This is a genomic window from Micromonospora sp. CNB394 (genome assembly GCF_000374985.1).
GTDB classification, from domain to species: domain Bacteria; phylum Actinomycetota; class Actinomycetes; order Mycobacteriales; family Micromonosporaceae; genus Micromonospora; species Micromonospora marina.
In genome coordinates, this window is sequence record NZ_KB895866.1 from 15,082 (window position 1) to 38,152 (window position 23,071).

The 23,071-nt window shown below is 68.3% G+C and carries 22 protein-coding genes and 1 pseudogene; 14 read left to right on the top strand and 9 right to left on the bottom strand.

Features of this window, described 5'->3' with window-relative positions; all coding sequences use genetic code 11:
- Positions 1–5: 5 nt before the first annotated feature.
- A complete protein-coding gene (locus C569_RS31225; RefSeq protein ID WP_369754125.1) occupies positions 6–1,061 on the bottom strand; it encodes a DUF6545 domain-containing protein in 1,056 nt (351 codons plus the stop codon).
- A 242-nt stretch (positions 1,062–1,303) separates the two neighbouring features.
- Positions 1,304–2,137 (bottom strand): SAM-dependent methyltransferase, encoded by an 834-nt coding sequence (locus tag C569_RS0127195; protein WP_018788883.1) that lies wholly within the window; start codon positions 2,135–2,137, stop codon positions 1,304–1,306.
- A gap of 388 nt (positions 2,138–2,525) precedes the next feature.
- Here C569_RS0127195 and C569_RS0127200 point away from each other — a divergent pair, with 388 nt between their 5' ends.
- On the top strand, positions 2,526–2,987 hold the full coding sequence (locus C569_RS0127200; RefSeq protein WP_018788884.1) for a hypothetical protein: 462 nt from the start codon (positions 2,526–2,528) through the stop codon (positions 2,985–2,987).
- On the opposite strand, the gene C569_RS0127205 is transcribed toward C569_RS0127200, so the two are convergent.
- Positions 2,978–3,544 (bottom strand): hypothetical protein, encoded by a 567-nt coding sequence (locus tag C569_RS0127205; RefSeq protein WP_018788885.1) that lies wholly within the window; start codon positions 3,542–3,544, stop codon positions 2,978–2,980. The genes C569_RS0127200 and C569_RS0127205 overlap by 10 nt on opposite strands.
- 1,412 nt (positions 3,545–4,956) lie before the next feature.
- Between C569_RS0127205 and C569_RS31840 the strand changes: the two genes are divergently transcribed.
- The 9 genes and pseudogenes from C569_RS31840 (at position 4,957) to C569_RS0127235 (ending at position 14,420) form a co-directional block, all read left to right on the top strand.
- On the top strand, positions 4,957–5,508 hold the full coding sequence (locus C569_RS31840) for a hypothetical protein (protein ID WP_196806802.1): 552 nt from the start codon (positions 4,957–4,959) through the stop codon (positions 5,506–5,508).
- 79 nt (positions 5,509–5,587) lie between these two features.
- Positions 5,588–6,310, top strand: coding sequence for a tryptophan 2,3-dioxygenase family protein (locus tag C569_RS0127215; protein WP_026268706.1), 723 nt, complete (start codon positions 5,588–5,590; stop codon positions 6,308–6,310).
- Positions 6,307–7,476 (top strand): aminotransferase class V-fold PLP-dependent enzyme, encoded by a 1,170-nt coding sequence (locus C569_RS0127220; protein WP_026268707.1) that lies wholly within the window; start codon positions 6,307–6,309, stop codon positions 7,474–7,476. Before C569_RS0127215 ends, C569_RS0127220 begins: the two co-directional genes overlap by 4 nt.
- On the top strand, positions 7,473–8,708 hold the full coding sequence (locus C569_RS0127225; RefSeq protein WP_018788889.1) for a tryptophan 2,3-dioxygenase family protein: 1,236 nt from the start codon (positions 7,473–7,475) through the stop codon (positions 8,706–8,708). The genes C569_RS0127220 and C569_RS0127225 overlap by 4 nt, the downstream gene beginning before the upstream one ends.
- A gap of 14 nt (positions 8,709–8,722) precedes the next feature.
- A pseudogene (locus C569_RS34915) lies at positions 8,723–9,076 on the top strand (nitric oxide synthase oxygenase); the annotation flags it as partial.
- 356 nt (positions 9,077–9,432) lie between these two features.
- Complete coding sequence (locus C569_RS34920) at positions 9,433–9,861, top strand: hypothetical protein (RefSeq protein WP_018788890.1); 429 nt, start codon at positions 9,433–9,435, stop codon at positions 9,859–9,861.
- On the top strand, positions 9,855–10,883 hold the full coding sequence (locus tag C569_RS32745) for an SDR family NAD(P)-dependent oxidoreductase (protein ID WP_081636055.1): 1,029 nt from the start codon (positions 9,855–9,857) through the stop codon (positions 10,881–10,883). Before C569_RS34920 ends, C569_RS32745 begins: the two co-directional genes overlap by 7 nt.
- A gap of 746 nt (positions 10,884–11,629) precedes the next feature.
- Positions 11,630–12,748 (top strand): site-specific integrase, encoded by a 1,119-nt coding sequence (locus C569_RS32750; RefSeq protein ID WP_081636056.1) that lies wholly within the window; start codon positions 11,630–11,632, stop codon positions 12,746–12,748.
- A gap of 289 nt (positions 12,749–13,037) precedes the next feature.
- The gene (locus C569_RS0127235) at positions 13,038–14,420 is read left to right on the top strand and encodes an IS1380 family transposase (protein WP_026268708.1); all 1,383 of its coding nucleotides are present in this window, start codon (positions 13,038–13,040) and stop codon (positions 14,418–14,420) included.
- A 469-nt stretch (positions 14,421–14,889) separates the two neighbouring features.
- On the opposite strand, the gene C569_RS32755 is transcribed toward C569_RS0127235, so the two are convergent.
- Entirely contained in the window at positions 14,890–15,780 is an 891-nt protein-coding gene (locus C569_RS32755) for a recombinase family protein (protein WP_231394911.1), read from the bottom strand.
- 1,341 nt (positions 15,781–17,121) lie between these two features.
- Between C569_RS32755 and C569_RS31845 the strand changes: the two genes are divergently transcribed.
- The 4 genes from C569_RS31845 (at position 17,122) to C569_RS0127265 (ending at position 19,117) form a co-directional block, all read left to right on the top strand.
- A complete protein-coding gene (locus tag C569_RS31845; protein ID WP_051090548.1) occupies positions 17,122–17,508 on the top strand; it encodes a hypothetical protein in 387 nt (128 codons plus the stop codon).
- Positions 17,505–18,032: a DUF6036 family nucleotidyltransferase gene (locus C569_RS31850; protein WP_051090549.1), complete on the top strand. Its 528-nt coding sequence runs from the start codon at positions 17,505–17,507 to the stop codon at positions 18,030–18,032. Before C569_RS31845 ends, C569_RS31850 begins: the two co-directional genes overlap by 4 nt.
- Before the next feature lie 176 nt (positions 18,033–18,208).
- Entirely contained in the window at positions 18,209–18,619 is a 411-nt protein-coding gene (locus C569_RS0127260; protein ID WP_018788895.1) for a hypothetical protein, read from the top strand.
- Positions 18,620–18,784: 165 nt separating this feature from the next.
- Positions 18,785–19,117, top strand: a complete 333-nt coding sequence (locus C569_RS0127265) for a hypothetical protein (RefSeq protein WP_018788896.1) — start codon at positions 18,785–18,787, stop codon at positions 19,115–19,117.
- A 24-nt stretch (positions 19,118–19,141) separates the two neighbouring features.
- On the opposite strand, the gene C569_RS32760 is transcribed toward C569_RS0127265, so the two are convergent.
- The 5 genes from C569_RS32760 to C569_RS34805 all read right to left on the bottom strand — a co-directional run.
- Positions 19,142–19,621, bottom strand: coding sequence for an MATE family efflux transporter (locus tag C569_RS32760; protein ID WP_081636057.1), 480 nt, complete (start codon positions 19,619–19,621; stop codon positions 19,142–19,144).
- Positions 19,622–19,673: 52 nt separating this feature from the next.
- On the bottom strand, positions 19,674–20,561 hold the full coding sequence (locus C569_RS31245; RefSeq protein WP_369754126.1) for a siderophore-interacting protein: 888 nt from the start codon (positions 20,559–20,561) through the stop codon (positions 19,674–19,676).
- A gap of 859 nt (positions 20,562–21,420) precedes the next feature.
- The gene (locus C569_RS0127285) at positions 21,421–21,717 is read right to left on the bottom strand and encodes a DUF1540 domain-containing protein (protein WP_026268709.1); all 297 of its coding nucleotides are present in this window, start codon (positions 21,715–21,717) and stop codon (positions 21,421–21,423) included.
- Positions 21,718–21,998: 281 nt separating this feature from the next.
- Positions 21,999–22,772 (bottom strand): ISAs1 family transposase, encoded by a 774-nt coding sequence (locus C569_RS0127290; protein ID WP_231394912.1) that lies wholly within the window; start codon positions 22,770–22,772, stop codon positions 21,999–22,001.
- Between the two features lie 35 nt (positions 22,773–22,807).
- Positions 22,808–23,071 (bottom strand): integrase core domain-containing protein (locus tag C569_RS34805; protein WP_026268710.1); only part of this gene is annotated, 264 nt, incomplete at its 5' end.

Below are 23,071 nucleotides of genomic sequence, written 5' to 3' on the forward strand. Positions count from 1 at the left end.
GACGGCTATGCCGCAATCCACCAGCGTTGGCGGTCCGCTGGCGCCGTGGCCGGTCTGGACGTCTTGCCCGCCCTGGCCGCGGTGCCCCACCGGGCCAGCTCGGCGCGCACCACGGGCGACTGATGAAGCGCGTGGGAGATGCGGGCGAGCCGCGTCGTCTCCGCGCGGATGTCGAGATGACCGGCGTTGGGCAGGTCGACAAGAAGGTCCTCGTCGGCAGGCGCAGCCCCCGCCTTACGGCGTCGCAAGGCGACCGCGATGACTGCGGCCTCTGCTACCGCCTCCGCCCTGCCCGGGCTCAGTCGGCGCCGCTTGGCCCGTCGCAGGGCGCTGTCACGGACCTCTGGGGAGATCCACGGGCGTAGCCGTCGGAGCTGATCGTGCACCTCGACAACCCGCCGATAGGTACGACGGCTGCCGCCCAACGCTGGGGCCGGCTCGTCATCGTGTGCCACCAGGATCAGCGAGAGGTCCGGAATCTCCGTCCGGAGCGTCACCCAGAGCAGATCCAGATACCAGTCAGCTCGCCGGTCGCTCATCCAACCCCGCGTGCGCACATGAAAGTCCGCGAGATTCCGATCCTGCTGCGGCGCGACCTCACGACGAGCTGTGCGGGACGCCCGGGCCAGCTGGCGTGACAGGAGGTCCGCGGCGATCTCGGCCTCCGCCTCCACCGCCGGATTGACGTCTCCGTGCAGGGCGTTGCCGCGGTGGCCGAGGAGCAGGTGCGCTAGCTCGTGGAGCAGGGTCTGTGTCCGGGCGAGCGTCGGCAGGCAGGCATCGACGATGAGGTAGTCCACGCCCTCGTCGGTGAAGAAGAACCCCGGGGGCCACGTCGCGTGCATCGATGCCTCGCGGATGCGGATGGGGCGTCCCCGTGCGGCAGCTATCGCCTCACACCATGCCTCGACGGTGAAAGGCTCCGATGGTTCGGGTACACCGGCCCGTCGCAGGCGTCTCGCGATCCGGGCGTGTCTCCACCACACCGTGGACCTCCCGATGTCACCGCCAGTATCTCTCTCAAGATCGTAGTGTAGCGGCACTTGGCACTCGTTGGGCACCGGTGCGGCGACTCACAGGATTCAGCCAGTCCTACGCAATGCCCGGTCCGCTAGGCGCCCGTCCGCACGAGACAGGACTCACAGGACAGTACGATCGTCCGGGGCTGAGGTAAGAGGCGATGGCACAACGACTCACGAGGCCACCAACGGGGCCCCGACGCCGAACGGAGGACGGACAACCCTCGCCCGGATCTGCGACCATCTTTCACGGCCCGGCTGTTCTTCTCGGGTGAAGGTGGTGGTCAGCGGCGGAACGCGACCGCACCGCGCATGGGCGAGCGCATCGACGCGGCGACGAAGGGATCGGGTTCGCTGAGTTCGGGCCGCCAACGGTCCAGGGGCACAAGGCCGGGTTCGATCATCTCGAAGTCCCCGAACAGCGCCGTGAGCTGCTCGTCGGTGCGGAAGTGGATGTCGGTTGCCGCCTGTGTGCGGTAGACGTCGGTTGCCTCGTGCACGGTCGACTCGCCCCAGCGGTCGGGTACGTCGACGCCCACGTGGCTGATGACCATAGCGCTGCCCGGTACGAGCAGGTCTCGGACGGGCGCGATGATTCCGTCGATCTGGTCGTCGGGGATCAGTTGCAGCACGGAGCAGTACAGCACCACGAGCGGCTCATCGAGATTGATGATCGAGACGGCATCGCTGTCGGCGAGAGCGTCGAGGATGCGGTCGGGTTGGGTGAAGTCGGCCTCGATCGCCCGGCAGGCCAGGTTGCCGTGAAGGATCTGGTTCGACGCCATGACCGCGACGGGGTCGATGTCGACGTAGAGCACGCGGATCTCAGGGTCGATGGCTTGGGCGATCTCGTGGACGTTGCCCTGGGTGGGGATTCCGGAGCCGAGGTCGAGGAACTGCCGCATGCCGGCTTCGGCCAGGGTCTGGACGGCGCGGCGCAGGAACAGCCGGTTGGACAGGGCGAGGTTGGCCGACTCGGGCACCTTGCTCAGGATGTCCTGGGCTGCGCGTCGGTCGGCTTCGAAGTTCTGCTTGCCGCCGAGGAGGTAGTCGTAGATCCGCGCGACAGTGGCCCGGGGGCGAAGCGTTGTGGACGCGTCTTCCTGCTGGTTGGTCACCGTTGCTCCCGTCAGCTGCTGAGGACCGTTCGTGGACGGGCAGCCTAACTGACGTCCGTCCTCACAGGTGACCCTGACATCGCGTGCACGGGTGGATACCGACAGGAACGGCTTCGCTCTGGCCTTCGATTCCGTGTGCAGACACGCCCGACAGGTGACCGACGCTTGGAGCGTAGGGATTCGAGCCTGCTTGCCAGTGCGGCGACTGGCCGAGCACCGCGGCGGCGAAGGCGGAGTACGACGGATCGGTTCTGTCGGTGCCGGCGGTCATACTCACGATATGCCGTTCCCTGTCGCGAGCCCCTGCTGCGGTACGACCGACGGCCGACGCCATCTGGCATCCGTCTACGCCGGAGGAGTCCGTCGTTCCCGCACCAGCACCACGTGGGTGGCGCCGCACGTCCTGGCGGCACGCAGCCGCAGCGTGACGGTGTCCACGACCGGGCTGGCGCATCTCCTGCGACCGCCTGCTCAGCCGCGGTCACCTCGCCGGCCGGCCGTCGTCGCGCTCATCTGCGCCGGGGTGTTCTGTCTCCTCGCGTACGGGCTGGTGGCCGGGTCGCCGGAGGATCGCGCCGCGTGCGCGCTGATGATGGGTTTCGCAGGCTTGGCGGGTGCGCCGGCGGCAGCCCTCGCGCTGCTTCGCGTGCACTGGTCCCGCCGTGGCACGACGCTGGCCGGTCGGGCGTGGCAGGTGTGGCAGGCGGGGTCGTGGTGCGCCCGCTGTGGGCAGGCGATTCTGCCCGTGCCGTGGGCGGGCCGGGAGATCGTCGTGCCGGCAGCGGCGGTGCACTCCGCGGTAGGCGAGATCGCGTCTGGACGGTTGCCGGCGCCGGCTGGTTATCGCTGACCGGGCGTCGCGGCGGTCGTGGTCCACAGGTCGCGCAGCGGCATCCACGTAGAGCCCAGATCCTGCCAGTAGCCGGTGAAGACTCCGGCCATCGGTGTGGTGGGGTCGCTCCACCAGATCGCGGCCACGATCTGTCCCGCTCGGTCACCGGACGGGATCCGGTAGGCGTACTCGATGTACTGGACGGTCCGGCCGGCAACGGTGCGCTGCTGCGTCGGGCCGTCCGCGCCTGCCGCGAGGTTCGGCGTGGTGCTCGCTTGGATGCGGTAGCGGGCCTGCACGGCGTCGCGGTCGGCCCGGGTGCGGTAGGTGATCCAGTAGCTGGTGACGATGCCGGCCGTGCAGCGGGTGCGGCTCGTCTCGCCGTTGCCGCGCTGGGCTGCGCTGATGGCCTCGGACGAGCAGCCGGCGACGGCGCCGAGCCACGGCCTGGCGAAGTCGGCGAGGTCAGCCGTCGGTAGGCGGGCCCGGTTGACGGTCGCCTGGCGCTGTGCGAACAGCGCGCCGGGTGGTGGGCTGGGCGCCGTGGCTGCCGGTGTGCGGCGCGGCGGTGCCATCACGTACGGGTGGAGCCCGAAGCCGAGGGCCGCGCCGGCGAGCAGGGCCGTCAGAGCGAGCGCTATGGGTTTCGCCCACCGCGGGCCCTTGCCCGGAGCAGACGTCGACGAGCGCTGACGCTGAGGGCTCGGCCGGTCGGCTCGGGCGCCGATAGTCTGGGTCGATGTGCGGGGTACCGGTGGCAGCGCAGGCGCCCGGCCGGGCGCGGTGGCGGGGACGTCTCCGGTTGAGGATGGCCAGACCGCCCGGTCCGGGTGCTGCGTCGTCACTGCCTACTCCTTGCCGTTGCCGTAGCTGCTTCGGCCTCGGTTCATCGCGTTCTGCGACGACCTGCCAGCAGCAGGCCAACGCCGCCGATCAGGGCCGCGGCTCCGGTGCCGACGATTGGTACGAGCCGGCCGCCCGTGACCGGCAGCGACGGTCCGGACGGATCGGCGTGTGCGCTGGCTGTGTCTGGGCTGCCGCTGCGATGCGCAGTGCCGGCACCGGGCTGAGGCTGCGTGTCCCCGCTTCTGGACGGACTGCTCGACGGTCGAGGACGTGCCGGGGTCGGCTTCGCGGTGGGAGGGGAGTCGGGCGGCGGGGTGCTCGGGGCGGGCCCCGGCGGCGGGGTGGTGGGATCGGGCGGGGGAGTAGTGGGGTCCGGCCCCGGCGGTGGATCGGTCGGGTCGGGAGCCCCGGTGTCGGCCGGCTCCGGCGCGGCCGAAAGCTTTGTGCCGGCCGGGGACCGCTGCGGTCTCGGTGCCTCGGTGCCGACCGTGGCGGTCGCGGGCGCCGATGGTGTCGCCTGCGCTGAGGCCGGTGACGCGAACAGCGCCACGGCGGCAATAGCGGCGATCACGGTGGCCGCTGGCGCCGCCAGGTATCGCCGCATGTGCGGCAGAGATCGTCTCACGAACTGTTACCTCCCCGTCTGAAAAAAGCTCCTGCGGCGGCGCGCGCTCTGATGCTGCTGCCGCATCCAATGCGGTTGGACGCTAGCGCCTACGCCGCTCGTTCACTAGTTCTGCATTCACCGTTGACTGCCGTAGCCGCTGTTGTTATGCCAGTTCAGCGCGGTAGCAGCGTGTTGTTGGCATTGCCTGGAATTCGGCTAGATGTGGTCGCATTGATAGACACCGGCGGCGGTGTTGTGGTGAATTCGATGCCGGTTGGACCCAGCCGTCGACAACGGGGGACAGGCGTGGGTCCGTGGCCCGCCGCATAATGCGTCGGGTTGCTGCGCTGTGCCCCCAGATAGGTGCGCCGCACCATGAGCAGTCGGGTAAGACAATCCGCTCCGAGCATCAGATGCCACCATCGTGATCGCAAATCGGCGGTGCCGATGGTCGGCCGCCGTTCCCGGTGCCACCGCGCCGGCCCGCCCACTCACCGAGCCGTGAAGACGCTGCTCGCTCTCCTGGCCGCCGCGGTGGCGGCCCTGGCCGGCTGCGGCCAGGCCGAAGACCCCGCCCCCACACCGACACCCACGATCTCCGCCGCGAGGACCGCCGCGACGGCAACCAGCTCACCCGCTGCCTACCGAACCGTCAACGACCTGTGCGCGGTGCTGGACCTCCGGCCGCTCAGCGAGGTGTTCAGCCCGGTAGGACAGCAACAGCACCAGACCCGTGCGGTAGGCACCACCACCAACCTGACCTGCGCCGCAACGCTCGGACAGCTGCCGCACGGCGTCGTCGTGACCGTGCAGGCCACCGTAGGACCGCCGGAGTCGGGACGAGTCATGTACGAGGGCCTGCGCCGCGTCCACGACGACACCGAACAACTCACGGACATGGCGGATCTCGGCGCGGGCGCCTACCAGTACGCCGACGCAGGCGGACGCCACGTCGTCGTCGCCGACGCCAACCTCTACCTGGTCCTGACGGTCGCGCCGCTACGCCTCACCGCAGCTGCACCCGCCGTTGCAGCGGCACCGATGGCCGCCGTGGCAGCCGCCGCCCTGACCGCACTGCGCGCCTGACCCCCTGCGCCACGTCGCGCCTCCCCACACGCCGGCGAGCCGCGACAGCACCGAATCGACCACTGCGGAGGACCTCATCGTGTCCACGACACCCCTTGCCGCTGTGCTGCCTGGTCCGGGCAGCACCGACTACGCCCGCTACATGCGCACCGACGTCCTGCTGTCCCTGCAACGCAGCCCGAACGAGCGCGCCCACCCCGACGAACTGCTGTTCCAGGTCGTCCACCAGTCCTCCGAACTGTGGTTCAAGCTGATCCACAACGAGCTGGCACGCGCGCTCGACCACATCGCCGTTGACCAACCCGGCGCCGCCGACCTGCTCATCCAGCGGGCGGGACTGAGCCTGCGCCTGGCCACCGACCAGCTGCACATCCTGCGGCACCTGCACCCGGCCCAGTTCGCCCTGATCCGCACGTCGCTGGGCAACGGCTCGGGCTGCGAGTCGCCCGGCTGGAAGAACCTGCGCGACGCCACCTCCGAACTCGACATCGCCTTCAGCCGACTGCTCGCCTCACTCGACCTCACCCCGGTCGACCTCTACCGCGGCGCACCATCCGACCCGCTGTACCGGCTCGCCGAGACGCTGGTGTCCCTCGACGAGCACATCGCGCTGTGGCGCACCGAGCACTACACCGTCGCCACCCGCATCATCGGCCACGGCGTGCTCGGCACCCGCAACACCCCGGTCGACAGCCTCACCCGGCTCATCACCCACCGCCGGTTCCCCACCCTGTGGGAGGCGCGCACCGAGCTGACCGAGGCCAGCCCTCGCGGCCGTCAGAGCCGGCAGGCCCAGCGATGACCACCGCGCCCCTGCGACTGCCGTCAGCGATCCGCAGCCGGATCCCGAGCCTCGCGCAGACAGTGCACCTAGCCGCGTGCAGCATCGCCCCACGCAGCACCGGCATGGACCAGGCGCTCGCCGCCATGCTGGACGACCTCGCCCGCCCCGGCGTCTGGAGCGCCGCCGAGAACCAGGTCACCGAGGCACGACGACGATTCGCGCACCTCATCGGCGCCGACACCGACCAGGTCGCGGTCCTGCCCAACGTGAGCATCGCCGCCCACCAAGCGGTGTCCGGCCTGCGATGGCGCCGCCGCCGCGACCTGCTCAGCACCACCGCCGAATTCCCCGGCGTCGCCCACGTGTGGCTGGCGCAGGAGAAACGCGGCGCCCGCGTGCGATGGTGCGGCCCCCAGGGCGGCCGGGTCACCGCCGAGGACTACCTGCGCGCCATCACCACCGATACCGCCCTGGTGTCCGTACCCGCCGTCACACACCGCGACGCGACCCGGCTGAACATCCGGCGCATCGCCGATGCCGCCCACGCCGCCGGCGCTGCCGTCATCGTCGACGCCTACCAGGCCGCCGGCGTCATGCCGCTGCACGTCGACGCGCTGCGCTGCGATTACCTCATCACCGGCACCGGGAAGTACCTACTCGGGCTACCGGGCCTCGCCTTCCTCTACGCCCGCCACCCCGACGGGCCCGCGCCGGGACTGACCGGCTGGATGGGACGCACGGACCCGCACACGCTCGACCCCACCCGCCTCGACTTTCCCTCCCACGCCCGCCGCTTCGAAACCGGCACGCCGGCCGTCGCCGCCGCCTACGCCGCGGTCGCCGGCCTGACCCTGATCCAACAACTGAACCTCACCGCGGTCCGCGACCACACCCAACGGCTCATCGCCTCGACCGCCCACCGACTCACCGGCCAAGGCGAGATCGTTGACCTGGCCCCGAAGGCGGACGAGCGGGGCGCGCACCTCGCGCTGATCGAGCCGCACGCCTGGGCGATGGCGGCATGGCTCGAAGAGCACGGCATCGCCGTGGCCGCCCGCCGCGGCGTCGTGCGCGTCGCCCTGCACGCCTACACCAACCACGACGACATCGACGCGCTCTGCGACGCCCTCGCCGTCTACCGGGTCAAGTCCCGCACCCAAACCCCGATCGGAGCATCACGATGACCGGCCCCGACGCGGTGCTCCGGTGGTCAGCACAACGCCGCCCCGCGGTCGAACGTTTCCCCTACCACGCGGTCGTAATCGCCTACCAGCACAACGGGAAGCACTTCGTCCCCGCGGAATGGACGCAGGCGCTGACCACCGCGAGGGACCAGGTGCCGCACCTCAATGGCGACAACCGTCACCTCTCGGCGTTCCTCGCCGGCACGCTCGACAAGGTCGACGGCCGGTTCGACTACCGCTCCTACCTCGGCCTAACACTGCTGCCGATTCCCACCCTCGACCAGACTCCCGGCGCGGCAGCGAGTCAACTGGCCCGCCGCGACCGCCTCCACGCTCAGCTCCTGACCGACCTGATCGCCTTCGAACTGCGCGCCGCCACTGACGACAAGACACCCCTGCCGCAGATGCGCCCCACCTCGGCCGTCGCCGCCAAGCGCCTACGCCACGCGCTACGCGCCGTGATGCCCGCCCTGCAGCGGCTCAGCTACATCGACGAACCGACGACCACCTCCGAGATCGACCTTCTGAGGCGGGTGATCGCCACCGTGAACCTCGATCTCACCCCCGAAGACCGACTGGCGCTACAGGTCAGCATGCTGCCGGTACACACCATCCACGACGAGTGGATGTTCATTCGCGTCCTGCAGGCATTCGAGACGACCTTCGCCCTGCTGGCATCCGACCTCACCCAGATCATCACCGCCGTGCAGGCCGGCCACACACCCGCCGCCGCGACGCGACTGTCCGCGGCAGCGTCGCTGCTGCGCGAAAGCGCGACGCTGTGGCCACTGCTGGCCACGATCCAGCCCGCCGCGTTCCACGCCTTCCGGCCCTACACCGACGGCGCCAGCGCCATCCAATCCCGCCACTACAAGATTCTCGAATCGCTGTGCCGTAGACCAGACGCCAACCGCCTTCACTCACCCGCGTACCTGTCCGTCCCCGAGGTCCGCACAGCCATCACTGAAGGACAGGTCAGCCTCGACGACGCCCTCGACGCAGCGCAGCAGCCGGCAGCCGAGGACGCCTTCCTCGCCTCCGCGATGCGCGGGTTCGCTGCCGCGATCAACCAATGGCGCCAAACCCACTACCGGCTCGCCGTCCGGATCCTCGGACCCGACCGCACCGGCACCGGCTACACCCAAGGCACCCCCTACCTCAACGACGCCCGCCACGAGCCGGTCTTCCGCCGCTGCCGGCCGACCCCTCCGGACGCCGGAGGTAAGGCGTGACCACCGTCGCCGTCATGCACCCATCGACGCTGCCAACGCAGGACGCGATCCTCGACCAGGCGCACGCACTCCTCCGCCTGCTGCACGCGGAAACCGGGCCAGCACACTTCACCCGCCGCGGGCGCAACGTCCGCGCCGAGATCACCGTCATCGGCACCTGGCGCCACACCAGCGAGGAACTGACCTTCGGCGCCCGGGTCGCGTGGCGCAACTCCGCCCGCTGCATCGGCCAGCTGAGCTGGCCGAGCCTGCACGTCCGCGACCGGAGCAACCTCACCACCCCCGAAGCCGCACGCGCCGAACTCACTACCCACCGGCGGCCGGCTACGAACGGCGGACGTGTCCGCTCCGTGGTGACCATCCTCGCCCCCCCGCCCGACGGACCCCGCCGATCCGCATCACCCCGCGACTCGTCAGCTGCACCGCCAGACCCAAACCCGGCAGCACGCTCATCGGTGAGCCCGCCAACCGCAGCCTTATCCCAGGTCGCGCTCGCCACCGGCGTGGCCGGCACTCCGCCCCACATCTCAGCCTCGCCGGATCGCCGGTCACACCGGCCCCACATGCCCCCACACGCGGTGACCCCTGCCCGCCGCCCACCAGCGCACCGCCCCTCCACGGCCGCTGCCACCTGTCCAGGCAACACCCAGGAGGACACATGCCTCAGCACAGCCCAACCCTGCCCAGCCCCGCGGAGCCGCAGTACGGTCCAAGGAGCCCGCGGATGCTGCTGGCCGCAGCCACCGCGCTGCTGCTCATCATCGCGGGTTCCGTCGTCGGAAGCGCACCCGCGCAGGCCGCCTCCGGATGCCGCAGCGCCCCCTACAGCGCGAAGTTCGGCATGCACGACCCGTTCCAGATGTTCAACGGCATGGAGGACGCCTACTTTCCGCGCTCCGGTAGCTACCGCACCACGAGCCAGTGCCGCGACATCCAGGTCAAGAACACCGGCAACGGCGGCGCCTGGGGAGGCCCCTTCTGGGCCTGCGTCGTGTGGGTCGGCCGGGCAACCTGCGCCAACGGCTGGACCTACGTACCGCCCGGGCAGTGGCGCAACCTCGCCACCAACGTCAAGGACGGCACCAGGTTCTACCTGTTCATGCAGACCAACCTCGGCACCTACGAAGCGGCCAGCGGAGTAGGCGAATGGTGACCCAACCATCGACCACGCCGACCGACCGTATCCAGCCGGACGGTGATCGGAGGGCAGCACCGGGACTGGACTCCCACGCTGCCCTTCGGGCAAACGGCAACGCTCCACGACCACCAATCGACCTTCGCGGCACGATCGCCGTGATCACTGGCGCCAACTCCGGCATCGGCTTCCAAACCGCTCGGCAACTCGCCGCCACAGGAGCCACAGTCGTCCTGGCCTGCCGCCACCCGGGCAGGATGGCAGAGGCCGCCCGTGCCATCAGATCCGAGCACGCCGGCGCCACCATCGACGAGGTCACCATCGACCTCGGAAGTCTCCGATCCGTCACAGCCGCAGCCAGCATCATCACTGACAGGCACCCACACGTCGACATCCTGATCAACAACGCAGGAATGATCGGCGGACCCGGATGGCGAACCCTCGACGATTTCGAAGCCTGCTTCGGCGTCAACCATTTGGCCCATTTCGCTTTGACGGGCCTACTGCTGGACAGATTGCTCGCCGCTCCGGAGGCGCGAGTCGTCACCGTCAGCAGCACCGCGCACCGGGTCGCCCGCCTAGATCCTCGGGCCTGGCCTAACCCAACGATCCCTGACATCTACCAGGCGTACGCCGCCAGTAAGCTCGCCAACCTGCTGTTCGCATACCACCTCCACAGCCGCATGGCAGCGGCCGGAATCGGAATGCGCAGCATTGCGTGCCAACCGGGCTGGGCAGCAACGAAGCTCTTGTCATCTAGCCCACGAAGTCTGGGACGCCGAGCGAGCATGGCAGCACTACGCGCGGCCGGTGCCATCATCGCGCAACCCGCAGAAGACGGCGCGCAATCATTGCTGCATGCGTCGGTCGCCGACGTCCCATCTGGGGTGTACCTCGGTCCAAGCCGCTGGTGGCACACACGAGGGCCGGTACGACCCCAGGCGTCCAGCACAGACTCCCGAAACGCACAAGCCGCAAGCCTGCTATGGGATCTGTCGATTGAGCTGTCCGGGGTGGATTTTAGATTGCCAGACGGATGACGGCATCGGCTGAAGCCGCGATGTTGTCTGGCGGACCGGTCAGGCCAGCGTACATCGAGCTGGGCGCGAACACCGCGCACACAGCTCGTTGTCCTAGGATGGTTTAGGGATTGCCTGACGCCCCACTATCTGCGACGCAACTCCGCGCACCCGGCGCAGTCAGCAGCCAAATTCCGACAGCCCTGGGCAGGCTCCCTGATCTTCATTCGCAGAGGGAGCGCAGACTGCTCAGCATTAACCGAAAGCAGAGGGGGCAGAGTTGGAGGGAGACGGCGCATCCGGCACTGGTTGGCCCGACTCGGATGGTGTCGCCCCCTACGGATACCGTGGCGGTGCGGACATGGCCGCGGCTTGGGCGCCGGATAGAGGACAGCTGCCAATCGCCAATCTGCTCGACGACGTCGATCAGTCGGCGATGTACTACTCGGTCACCCCTGTCAACGACCGCGGCCGTTTGGCCGACCGATCGGCACTCCGCGTGATGCAATGGTCGGCTCTGCAAAAGCTCGAATTCGAGGTAGTGCCCGGAATCGTCATCGTTTCGAAAGTGACGTCAGGAAGATGGGCGGTTACAAGCCACGGCCACCTGCACCTACCGTCAAGTATCCGACTGGCCGCCGGGATCGGTTCGCCAGGTCGCGTTCTGATGGCCGCAGAGACGCGAGGTTCGAGGCTATTCATATTCACGATGGATAAGCTCGATAACGCGCTCGGCCTTCCGCGACTAGGGCGAGAGGGGGAAGATCATGAGCGACCCTGCAGGTGAACGCCGCAGAAGTGCTGCAGAGCTGGCTGCAGTGCGGGTGCTGCTTGACCGCCTCGGGTTGACTCCCGAAGAGGTCTTCAAGGGAGCTATGCCTTCGAGAGAAGTGCCAACGTTCGACGAGCACATAGCAAGAGTCTCTCAGGCTGTCGCGGCCGGCACTCGGCGGGTTTATGAAACCTACTGGAGAAGAATAGGCGACGCTTGGGGCAATCGACGTATTGATGAACCCAGCTCCATGGAAATCAGGCACTTTGCCGAATCCATCAAGAAGGACGTGGTCATCAGGCGGAATTCCCGAGGTGGGCGATCCGCCGTAGAACATTTCATTTCTGCTATGCGTTGCCTGTACTCCTACGCCGTGGCCGACGGGCTGATTGCAGCAGCGGAGAATCCTGCAGCTCGTGTCGCCAAACCTCGGCGCCTAGCAAGTACCCGTCGGGCTCTTTCCGACAACCAACTATCGGCGATCAACAAGGCAGCGGCAAGTACCGGAAACGACCCTCGACTCGATGCAATTCTACTCAGGCTCCACGAGGAAACAGCATGTAGGCGCGGCGGCGCTCTCGCCCTGCGCCGAGAAGACCTCGACATTGACGGCTGCCTCGTTCAACTGCACGAAAAGGGCGAAACAATACGCTGGCAGCCGATCTCACCGACGCTGGCACGGGCCCTGCTTCAGCACTACGAAGCTCGTGGCAACGGCGAAAGCGGCGGCCAGCTACTCAGATACCGAAACGGCCTGCCGATCACACGTCGGCGCTACGACTACATCTGGCAACGATTGGGCCGGGTCCTGCCTTGGGTTGCAACTCAGCAGGTCAGCACGCATTGGTTACGCCATACGACTCTCACGTGGGTGGAGCGCAACTTCGGCTATGGCATCGCGCGCGCCTACGCAGGACATGACGGCAGATCCGCTGCAGGCACTACAACGACTTACGTCAAAGCCGACGTTTTTGAGGTTGCGGAAGCCCTAAGCGCACTCTCCGGTGAAGAGCATCCTCTTGTTGCTGATTCGATTGCCAGTGGACGACAGCGAAGACCCTCACGGGATCCCACCGAGGCCGCCACCGCACCGTCATGGTTTGACGAGCGCTAGGCCAATGATGCTTGCGCTTCCAGAAGTTGGTCTTGAGTACCTGCGCGAGTCCTATACGGACTTCGGGCCTGGGTATCGGGTGCGCTGTATAGCTGCGGCGGGCCTGCCCGGCTGTCAGCAGCGGCGCTCGCTGCTGATTCGATGGCGGACCTCGCCAACCTCGGTGATTCACGGTGATCGTCGCGATGCGCTGTTCGTCGGCGTGTAGATGAGCGGAAGTGCCTGCCCTGCAAGGGAGACTTGTGATTGCGACATCTACAGGTTTCTCTTCGAGGGAGGCACTTCCGAGGTGCAGCTTACGGCGTGGTCGAGGGATCTGCGGGTCACCGCGGGCGGGTCGGGTGTGGTGTCGCACGTCGGTGCGGCGTTGCTGCGGTTGCTGGCGGATCGGGCCGGGCTGACTGGGGCGTTGTCGGCGGGGCTGGCCCGGACGGGCCGGGGGCCGGTGCATGATCGGGGTCGGGTCCTGGTCGATCTGGCGGTGATGATCGCTGACGGCGGCGAGGCGATCGCGGACATCGACGTGCTGCGCCACCAGCGGGAGCTGTTCGGGCCGGTGGCCTCTGACACCACGGTGTGGCGGGCCCTGGACGAGATCGGCGCGGTGCAGCTTCGGCGCATCGCCCAGGCGCGGGCGACGGTGCGGGCGCGGATGTGGCAGCTGTTCGGCGGTCCGCCGGTGGCAATGGCGGCCGGTCGCGACGTCGGTGCCGGGGTCGTCGTGCTGGACGTCGACTCCACGATCGTGATCGCGCACAGCGACAAGGAAGGCGCGGCGGCCACCTACAAGCACACCTACGGCTTCCATCCGATCCTGGTGACCCGCGACAACACCGCTGAGCTGCTCGCGGTGAAGCTGCGGCCGGGCAATGCCGGTGCGAACACCGCCGCCGATCACCTCGACGTGCTCGCCCAAGCCATCGCGCAGGTTCCCGCGAAACACCGCCGGCACCTGCTCATCCGCGGTGATTCGGCCGCATCCACGCACGCGGTGCTCGACTGGCTGACCGCGCAGGACGGCAAGCGCGGCCGGCGGGTGGAATACTCCCTCGGTTGGTCGATCGGCGAGGCCGAACGCGCCGCCATCACCGGCCTGCCCGCCTCGGCCTGGTCGCCGGCGATCGACGCCGACGGTGGTGTGCGCGACGGCGCCGCCGTCGCCGAACTGACCGGCCTGCTCAACCTGCCAGGCTGGCCGGCCGGGATGCGGGTCATCGTCCGGCGGGAACGCCCCCACCCCGGCGCCCAACTCACCCTGTTCGAGCATCGGGACGGCTGGCGCTTCACCGCCTTCGTCACCAACACGCAGGTAGGAGCCCTGCAGTGGCTGGAGGCCCGCCACCGGGCCCACGCCCGCGTCGAGGACCGCATCCGCTGCGCCAAGGACACCGGACTGGGTCGGCTACCCTCCCGCGGCTTCGCCATCAACGCCGCCTGGTGCGCCGCCACGGCGATCGCCGTCGACCTGATCGCCTGGTTGCAGCTCATCGGCCTCGACGGCGACCTGGCCAAGACTGAACCGAAACGGCTGCGCTACCGGATCCTGCACACCGCCGCCCGCCTCGTGCACGGCCAACGCCGCCGCTGGCTACGCATCCCTGCCACCTGGCCCTGGGCCGACCAGATCACCGCCGCGTTCACCCGGATCACGGCCATCCCCGCCCCCGGCTGACCAGCTCAGCCGCCGTCCCAACAACCGGAGAACCCAGGAGACCACGCCCGCCGCCGCGACAGACGGCCCACCACCATACCCGGAACCGATCCACATCGATCAACGGCGATCAGTGCCGCCGGGCCGAAGAAGCCGGCCTCAAGCGCGAATCATCGAGGCCAATGCGCCTGGGCGCTCCGAACGGAGCGTTACGCAGACGGCGGCCTGTTCCCTGTTGCGACCAACGCCAGTCGTACCGTAACCTATATGCATGTGGACCTCAAATGGTTCACGTATGATACCTGCGCACGTCCAAGTCTCGGACACATTATTTCCCCACGAAGCGTGATTTCTCTTCGCGTTCCGAGCAATCCCCGTCCCGTTGGGCGGGGATCTTTGCTGTCGTGGCGAGGAAGCTCGCCGCCCGGGGTGAGCGGGTAGATCGCGGTCTCGGCTTCGATGGTCCACGCGTGGTGGTCACACACGATGATCATGTTGTTGGTGCGTAGGTAGGCGGCCAGCTTTTCCGGTCGGGGCTGCGCAGTGCGGGATGGCGACGGTGTAGCCCGCGGTCGTGTCGAATCCTGTCCAGGAGATGGTCCTCTCGGACGTAGAAGGTCTTCTGTCGTCTCGATGAGGTGGGTCGGGTGCTGGTGTTGCCGTGTCGGCATCGGTAGGCGGGTCGGTCGTGGACCCAGTGGGAGTCCATGATTCGGCCGCACACGCCGCAGCAGATCACTCCGGCTAACACATAGCAGCGGGGGATGCCGTCGGCTGGGGTCGGCGCGGTGTGGATTGCCTGGACGGCGACGAAGCGTTCTTCGCTGACCAGCGGAGTATGCGCGATCTCGCGGGAGATGACCCAGTCAGTTGAGGCGCTCCACCGTTGGATCTCGTGGTGTCGATCGAAGGTTCCCTTGTCAGGGAGGGCATCACGGTCGGTGCGTTGACGGTTCCAGACCTGCCGCCCGGTGTAACGGGGGTTGGCCAGGATCGCCGCGACAGTGGTGAGCATCCATTGGCGGCCGCTGCGGTGGGGGTTACGCGCTGGGTCGGCGCTGGACGGGCACGGGACGCCGTTGTTGTTGAGGGCGCGGGCGATATTGGCCACGCTCCGGCCGGCGAGCCGCTGCTCGAAGATCCACCGGACGTGGGGTGCGGTGGCGGGGTCGGGTTCCAAACGGTGCAGGCGTCGTCCCCAGGCGGCGTGGGCGCGGTTCGGATGAGGGCCGGCGTCGGCGAGCCGGTAGCCGTAGGGTGGCCGGCCGCCGAGGTGTCGGCCCTGCAGCTCTGCCTGAGCGCGCATGGCCGCGGTGGTGCGATGCCGGGCTCGGGACACCTCCCGCTGGGAGTGCACGCCGAGTAGGTCCAGCAACGCCAACTGTCGGGGTTGTCGAAGTCCACCGGCCCGTAGGTTTCCGGTAGCCACAACTGCACGCCGTGCCTGAGCAAGGTGGGAGTCAACTGTTCAAGCTGCTGGCCGTGGAAGGCGCGCTCGTACTCCCCGACGACGATCGCGTCGAACCCGCGTGCCGCGTCCGTCACCGCGGCGAGCAGCCGTGCCGCCTGCGGCCGGTCCGGCCAGGGCACTCGGCGGGAGACGCCCTCGTCGAAAAACTCCACCACGATCCGGCCATGACCGGCGACCAGGTCGCCGGCGTAGTTACGCTGCCACCGGCACGACGACGCCCGATCCTGAAACTCGACGGTGGACATCCGGCCGTAGAACGCGAACCGAATTCCGTCCGCGGGTGGGGTGAACCGTTGTGGCCGTAGCTTCCGCTGCCCGGCGGCCCAGGCCGAAAGAGTGCTCCGTCCCGGGTTTGCCGTCGCCCTCGTCGCCATAGGACCCCCACGATCGGTGCGTCAACCCCGTCCTGGTTCCCACACCCAGAGTAAGGGGCCTCGGGCGACTCGTGCCGGTCGGTCACCCTTTCGGGTGATATGGATAGTCTCTAGGCGGCGCGGCTCATGCACAGCGCCATGCGGCGCAGCGTGGCAAGGGTCAAATAACCGTCGGGAAGGTGTCGACGAGGTATCGTTCCCTCGAGTTGGCGACGAACGGACCTAGACCGTGGTCGTGTCCTTGATCTGGAGGGCGACTGGCTTTGCGTAGTGCGGAAAGTTAGTCGCCGGGCACCCGTCGCACCTCTGCGTACCCGTGCTGCCGCACCAGGTTGACGACCAGTTGCGCTACGACTGGTACCCGCTCGTCGACCGCAGGAGCCGGGAACAGACGGTCCATCAATGCCAGACACCGTCGGCACGTTGGCGCGAACGCCGGTTGGCGGTGCCGGCTGACGGGTCCGCCGTCACCGCCGCCATCACCAACCAGGCCCGGCCGCACATCGTCGCCTGGCCCAGACCGGTTCCTCGAGCGCAGCGAGGTCGTATCGACGAATGTCGCACACTGGATGCCGCTCGACTGCGGCCGTCACCTCCGCGAGAAACTCGACCAGCTTCGTCGTTTTCTCGATCGCAATCTGACTGAGAGTCACACTCGCATGCACCCCCTGTAAGTTCGCGGCAACGCCACAGACTGCGCCGCCGTCCACCAAGATCACAAGGGTTGTCCCGCGCGCGCAGCGTGAGTAAGCGGTCCGAGCAGGGGTGCAGCACGAAAATCGGACCCCGTCGCCACCTCACCTCTGCGGTGTTCGCGGTCGGCGCCGCGATAGTCTGCAACGGATGAAGCCGTCGGCTCGAAGGTGAGGCTTGCCCGATGGGTACCAGCTACGAACCGATGAGTCTGGCCAGGTTGGCCACCCATCTGGCATCCGCGGACACCGACCAGACTCGCTGGAAGCTCGTATGGGAGTTCCTCGAGGAGTACCGCTGGGAACCCGCAGAAACCAGGATCGACCTGTTAAGCGAGGAGCCTGGGCTGACCGGGGACTCTCGGTGGGATGCGCTACTTGCCGCAGTCGCGGAGCACCTGCTGGCTCAGGCGGACCTTGCTCCGCCCGCATGGGTCGACACACGCGTGCTGCGCCGGGCGTGGTTCCCGGCCGAGCTGGCCATCCACCGGGCCGACGCCCTGGCATGGGCCCCGGCTGCATTCCGAAAGCATGGCGTGTACCTGTCCGTTCACGACTTGGCGGCGGCGTGAGCGGGCCAGACGGCGTTCTGATGGGGCGCGCGGAACTCGAGCGCGCGTTCGCTCACCTGGGCGAGCGGCTTGTCCGTCGCGGGGTCGTCGCCGACATCTTCGTTGTGGGTGGTGCGGCGATGGCGCTCGCCTACGATGCGAAACGGGTGACCAGGGACGTCGATGCGATGTTCGTACCGCACGGAGTCGTCCTTGACGAGGCGCGTGCGGTGGCCGACGAACTAGGCCTGCCGCCGTGGTGGCTCAACGAGCAGGCCAGTGTGTATGTCTCCGGCAAGGACGACCCGGGCAGGCGGCGGGTCTTCGACCACCCTGGCCTGCGCGTGATGGCAGCCTCGCCGGAACACATCTTCGCGATGAAGGCCCTCGCGGCGCGGACCCGCGACGTGGACGACCTTCGGACTCTGGCAGCGCTGGCCAAGGTGGCGACAGTGGATGACGCCCTACGTCTGTGCAGTGACTTCTACCCTGACGAGGTCGTTTCGCCGCGGGCAATGGGAGTCATCCGCGAACTGTTCGAGTAGGTCGAGCACAGCCGTCGAGATTGCCATCAGCAGTACCATCTGCGGTCATCGCAAGTATTCGGGACAATTGCACTCGCTCGTGGTGGCTCACCTCCGCCGGCTCGTACCTGTACGACGAGGCGGCTCGGTCACTTCTTGCTCGTCCTGATCTCGTATGAAGGGAGCCCCAGCGGCCAATGGTTAACCGTCGCGGGCACGTTGCCGTTGCAACCGCCGTCACGATCGTCGCGCTGGCCGGGTGTGCCCAGCCCGGCATGCCGGCCGCCGCGCCCGTCGGCGTCGATGCGCCGGCCATGTTGTCCACTGTGATCTGCCAGGTATATGGAACGCCGCAACAGCGTCAGGCTGGGGAGGAGCGGATGTGGCTCATGAGCCAGTCCGCGATCGCCGCCTGCGCCCGGACCAAGGGCGTCGTGTACGACGTCACTCCCTATCAGCCGATGAGCCCGCCTACCGACCCTGCCCCCGGGGATCTGCTCAGCTTTGCGCCCCAGCGCGCCGACTTCGGGGTCGCCGCCCGTATCGAGATGCTGGCCAAGCGAGGTGAGACCTGGAACCCGGGCTTGCCTGCCGCCTCGGATGACTAAGCTCGCTGGTTCGCGGCTGTCGAGTCCTGCCAGAACGCCGCAACCGCGGGTGAGAAGCTCAGGGTTCCTGACGGGCAGCAGGAACTGGAAGTCGAGCTGGTAGACCTGCTCGGTAGCGTCCAGCAGCAGGTCGCACCGGACCTGACTTGCCAATACGCCAGCTGCATGAAGTCGGCCGGGGTAGACGCCGGTGACCTGTCCGAGGCGTACCTGAAGGTCGAGCAGATGTTCCCGCTCGTGTCTTTTGAGCGTCCGTCGGACCCGACTGCCCTCCCTGAGTGGGCTGACGCTGTCGCGTTCGAGAAGAAGGTAGCCGCTGCCGACTGGGCCTGCCGTGAGCCACGGCTCGATAAAATCGTCAGCGCCGCCACTGACGACCTGCAGAAGTTCACCACCACCAACACCGCCCGAATCACCCGAGTCGCCGACGGGTGGAAGGCGATGCCCAGCCTCGCGCAGACGCTGCGCACCACCGTCAAGACCACGCCCGCGAAGTGACACCCTCCGCCGGGTCTGGTGCGGCTATGGACCTGCAAGCCTGGCCGGAATATGGGATGAAGCTGTCGGAATTCCTGGAGCCCCAGTAGGTGGAAAGATCACCAGGTAGCTGTTGAAGATCATGGCCGCGCCGACGGTCCAGACGTAGACCACGGTGTCGCGGCGGATCTCGGCGGGGCTGTTGACCGCGTCGACCAGCAGCGGGGCGAGGATCACCAGAACGAGGGCGATGAGCGCGCCGACGGCGGTGTCGCCGACGACGGCGACGGCGGAGCTGCGCCGGGCGCTGTCCAGGTCGCCCTTGCCGAGGTACTGGGCGACCAGGACGAGCGCGCCGATGCTGAGCAGGGTGGACAGGTCGTAGCCGACGCCGAGGATCTGGTTGGCGATGCTGACCGCGGCGTTGAGCTGTTCGGAGTGGGCGCTGAGCAGGATCGTGTCGACGAAGCTGGTGGCCAGGGCGAGGAAGCTGACCAGCAGCAGCAGCCAGCTCAGCCGCAGCAGGCCCTTGCGCCGGTAGGTGGTGGCGGCGGCCGGGTCGCGTCGTCGATGTCGGTCACCGGGGCCGTCCGATCAGGTGGCCGAGGCGGTGCAGCACCTGGCCGGCGAGGGAGGTGGACTGCTGGCGGGCGGTGCCGCGCCGCCAGTAGCCGGAGATCGTGCTCTGGTCCGGGCCGATGCCGTGACGGCGGACCCAGGCCCGCACCGGCTTGAGCGTCTCGGCCTCGCCGGCGGCGAACACGAAGGTGTGGGTGCCGGTCGTAAGCGGGATGGTCTCGGCGAAGCCGGCCAGCAGCCCGGTGGTGCCGGCGGGCGCGCCCTGCCGGTGCAGCCAGGTCAGCGTCGACCCGGCCGGCACGCTCACGTCCTGTTCGTCGTCGGGGCCGCCGACCTCGATCGCGGCGACGGCGCGGGCGGACGGTGGCAGGTTCTCCAGCCATCGGGTGATCGCGGGAAGAGCGGTCTCGTCGCCGAGCAGGACGTGGTGGCCGAACTCCGCCGGGATGATCCGCGCCGGACGGGGCCCGACCACCCAGATCGTGCTACCCGGCGGCGCCTGCCGCGCCCAGTCCGAGCCGAGGCCACTGCCGTGCAACACGACGTCGATGTCCAACTCCCCGCGCAGCGGGTCGAAGCGGCGCACGGTGTACTCCCGCCCGAGGGAAACGGCGGCGGCCACCGTAACCGGCCGCCGTCGAGGACCGGCGGGCGGGTCCGGCCGGTGTCCGGATCCGGGAAGACCAGCTTGACGTGCTCGTCGGGCAGGTGACTCTCGAAGCCGGCAAGCTGCCGGGCCGCCCAGGGTGATCCGCATCATCGCCGGGGTGAGCGGACTTCGGTGCAGGATTACCAGCTCTCGCAATCCCAACGGCCGGTCGACGTCCCTCGCACGGGTGAGTCGTTCGTCATGACCATTCCTCACGCAGGTCGACCGGCAACGCACCCGGCCCGGCAAGGAAGGGTAGCCTAAGCTTTTTCGGAGTCGCGGCAGGACGGACCGGTGCCGAAGCCGGGATCCTGGCCGATGCCCGACCGGACGTCGACCGCGACTGCGCCCCGGCCGGCGCCACCCGCACGATCACCCGGGGACCAACACGATCACCCGGAGAGCAGGTCGCAATGGCAGGTGGAGGCCGCAGGTCGCGACGTTCGATCGGGGGAGCGGGCGGGTCGGGCCGCCCCGCCAGCAGCGTGCGCAGACCGTCGACGAGGCCGGCACCCTGCGACGCGGCGGGGAACGCCAGTCATACCTCGGTGTGCCAACGCGGGGGGATTCGGCGCGGAGGCGGACGCCGTCGGTGTCGAGGGCGACCGGTGGAACCGCACCGACCTGGGCCCGCGACGCCGGGTCCATCGCGAGCCGGTCGACGACGATGCCGTCCGGTGAGGTGATGCAGGTGTGCGGCTTCATCGCCGGCCGTCGCGCAGGTCCAGGCTCGCCGGGTCGAACGGTTGCGCCGTACCCAGGATCGATCCGTACTCTGGCCCGTTTCGCAAGCGCGGCGACGGAACGAGGTGTCTGACGTCGATCTGCACCTCTTCCGCTCGATCGCGGCGGGGACCAGTAAGCCCGGCCCTGCTCATCGCGTCGACGGCGAGAACCACCGTACCCTCGGGCGGACGGCGTGCGACGCGGTCAGGTCGACAACGGCATCATCGACTGTGAAGGCGCAGCGACGTGGCGGCGGACCGAAGGAGCGTGCCACCACGGCGGCGTCGTGCCCGTCCGCCGCCGACGCGTCGGTGTCGTGAGGTGGGTGTGCCAGGTCCGTGCCGAGTCGCCGACGGTCCGACCGGCCCGGTCAGGCGGGCTGGTAGGTGAGGCAGTCGCTGGCGGTGGCGCTCGGGCCGACGGTGATGGACTCGGCGGTGCAGGCGAGGTTGGTGTTGTAGACGCACTCGGATCGCGCGCACGCGCCCACGGATCCGGTCACCTCGGCGATCCCGCCCTGCACCGACGACTCGACGAAGGTCGCGCAGGAGGCGGCGGAGCCCGCCGCCGCGACTGTGATCGCCGGGGCGTGGCAGCCGTTGTCGTTGAAACTGCATGCGGTCGCGGCGCACTGGCGGACAGGCGGTGACTGCAACAAAGTCTTCATGACGCCTCCATGCTGTCGCGGCGGGCAGTCCCGCCGTGTCGATCGGTCGTTTTCGTTGCTGCCCGGACGGGCGAGATGACCCGTGTGTTCACGGCGGCAAGCAATACATGTCAATGACGCGACGATAGCAAGAACGCGGCGAAAGAACCGGCGCCACGCGCACAGGGTCGCTCTTTCGAGGAATTCGAATAAGTAAGCCTAACCTTTGTTGGTTCTACCTGTCTTCGCAATGCGCGACCGGGTGACAGCCAGGGCTCCGGCAAGGTAGTTGTTTGACCGTTTCAGGTTATTCCGAGTAGTTGGAGTGGCCGGTAGGGGTTTCGGCTGTTGTGGCGTAGGGCTGCGGCGATGGTTGTGGTGGTGCCGGTCAGTCGGAGCAGGCTGATCGCTGTGTTGCGCAGGGTGGCCATGACGCGTGGCGCGTTGCCGGTGCGGATGCGGCTGGCGTCCTCGGCGTAGGTGGTGTCTCTGATGTGGTGCAGGGTTTCGATGGCCCAGTGTCCGCGTAGCCAGTCGGCGAGGTCGGCGGGGCTGGCCTGGGTGGTGGTCAGGTTGGTGATCGCGTAGACGGTGACGGTGGACCAGCGGCCGGTGGCCAGGTTCATCCGTCGGCGGCGGATTCGTAGCGCTTGCACGGCGTGCGGGAAATCCAGGGCGAGGGCTGGGGTGCAGGTGACTGCTTGCAGGCGGCGGATGTCGTAGCGGCCGTGCCCGCGGGTGCTGGTCTCGTCCTGGGTCGGGATTTTCGCCCAGGGCAGCGTTTTGAGCTGGTGGTACAGACGCGGCTGGTTCTTCTTCACGGTGAACAGATAGCCGGCCTTCTTGTCGTCGACCAGCCAGCGGGCGTGCTCACGCTGGGTGTGCAGAGCGTCTGCGGTGACGACCACCGCGGTCAGGTCGAGCGGGGTCAGCAGCGGCTGGAAGCGGGTCAACTCGTTGGTCTTGCCGGCCACATCGACTTGGCCGAGGACCGCCCCTGTGTGCTGATCCAGCACTGCCAGGAGATGCACCTGACTGCCGGCCGGGCCGCTGCCCCGCAAGGTTTTGCCGTCCACGCTGAAGTTCCACCCTGGGACCGGACACCGGGGTTTCATGCCGCGAGGGCGAGGGCTTGACGGTAGCAGGCACGCACTTCATGGGGCGTGCGGTGGTTCAGCGTCGAGTGTAGACGGTTGTGGTTGTAGTAGGTGAGGTAGGCGAAGACGTCTCGACGGGCCTGCTCGCGGGTGTCCCATACGCGGGTGCCGATCTCGGCCTTGAGGGTGGCGAAGAACGACTCGGCGACCGCGTTGTCGTAGCAGGAGCCGACCCGACCCATCGACGGCCGCATGTCCAGGCTGGTTAGGGTGGTGCG

Coding starts and splice junctions, on each gene's coding strand:
- C569_RS0127205 (WP_018788885.1), bottom strand. CDS start 3,544: ATGGCACCGCCGCGCCGCACACCGGCAGCCACGGCGCCCAGCCCACCA.
- C569_RS0127220 (WP_026268707.1), top strand. CDS start 6,307: ATGACCACCGCGCCCCTGCGACTGCCGTCAGCGATCCGCAGCCGGATC.
- C569_RS0127225 (WP_018788889.1), top strand. CDS start 7,473: ATGACCGGCCCCGACGCGGTGCTCCGGTGGTCAGCACAACGCCGCCCC.
- C569_RS34920 (WP_018788890.1), top strand. CDS start 9,433: ATGCTGCTGGCCGCAGCCACCGCGCTGCTGCTCATCATCGCGGGTTCC.
- C569_RS32745 (WP_081636055.1), top strand. CDS start 9,855: ATGGTGACCCAACCATCGACCACGCCGACCGACCGTATCCAGCCGGAC.
- C569_RS32750 (WP_081636056.1), top strand. CDS start 11,630: ATGAGCGACCCTGCAGGTGAACGCCGCAGAAGTGCTGCAGAGCTGGCT.
- C569_RS31845 (WP_051090548.1), top strand. CDS start 17,122: ATGGGTACCAGCTACGAACCGATGAGTCTGGCCAGGTTGGCCACCCAT.
- C569_RS0127260 (WP_018788895.1), top strand. CDS start 18,209: ATGGTTAACCGTCGCGGGCACGTTGCCGTTGCAACCGCCGTCACGATC.
- C569_RS0127265 (WP_018788896.1), top strand. CDS start 18,785: ATGAAGTCGGCCGGGGTAGACGCCGGTGACCTGTCCGAGGCGTACCTG.
- C569_RS0127285 (WP_026268709.1), bottom strand. CDS start 21,717: ATGAAGACTTTGTTGCAGTCACCGCCTGTCCGCCAGTGCGCCGCGACC.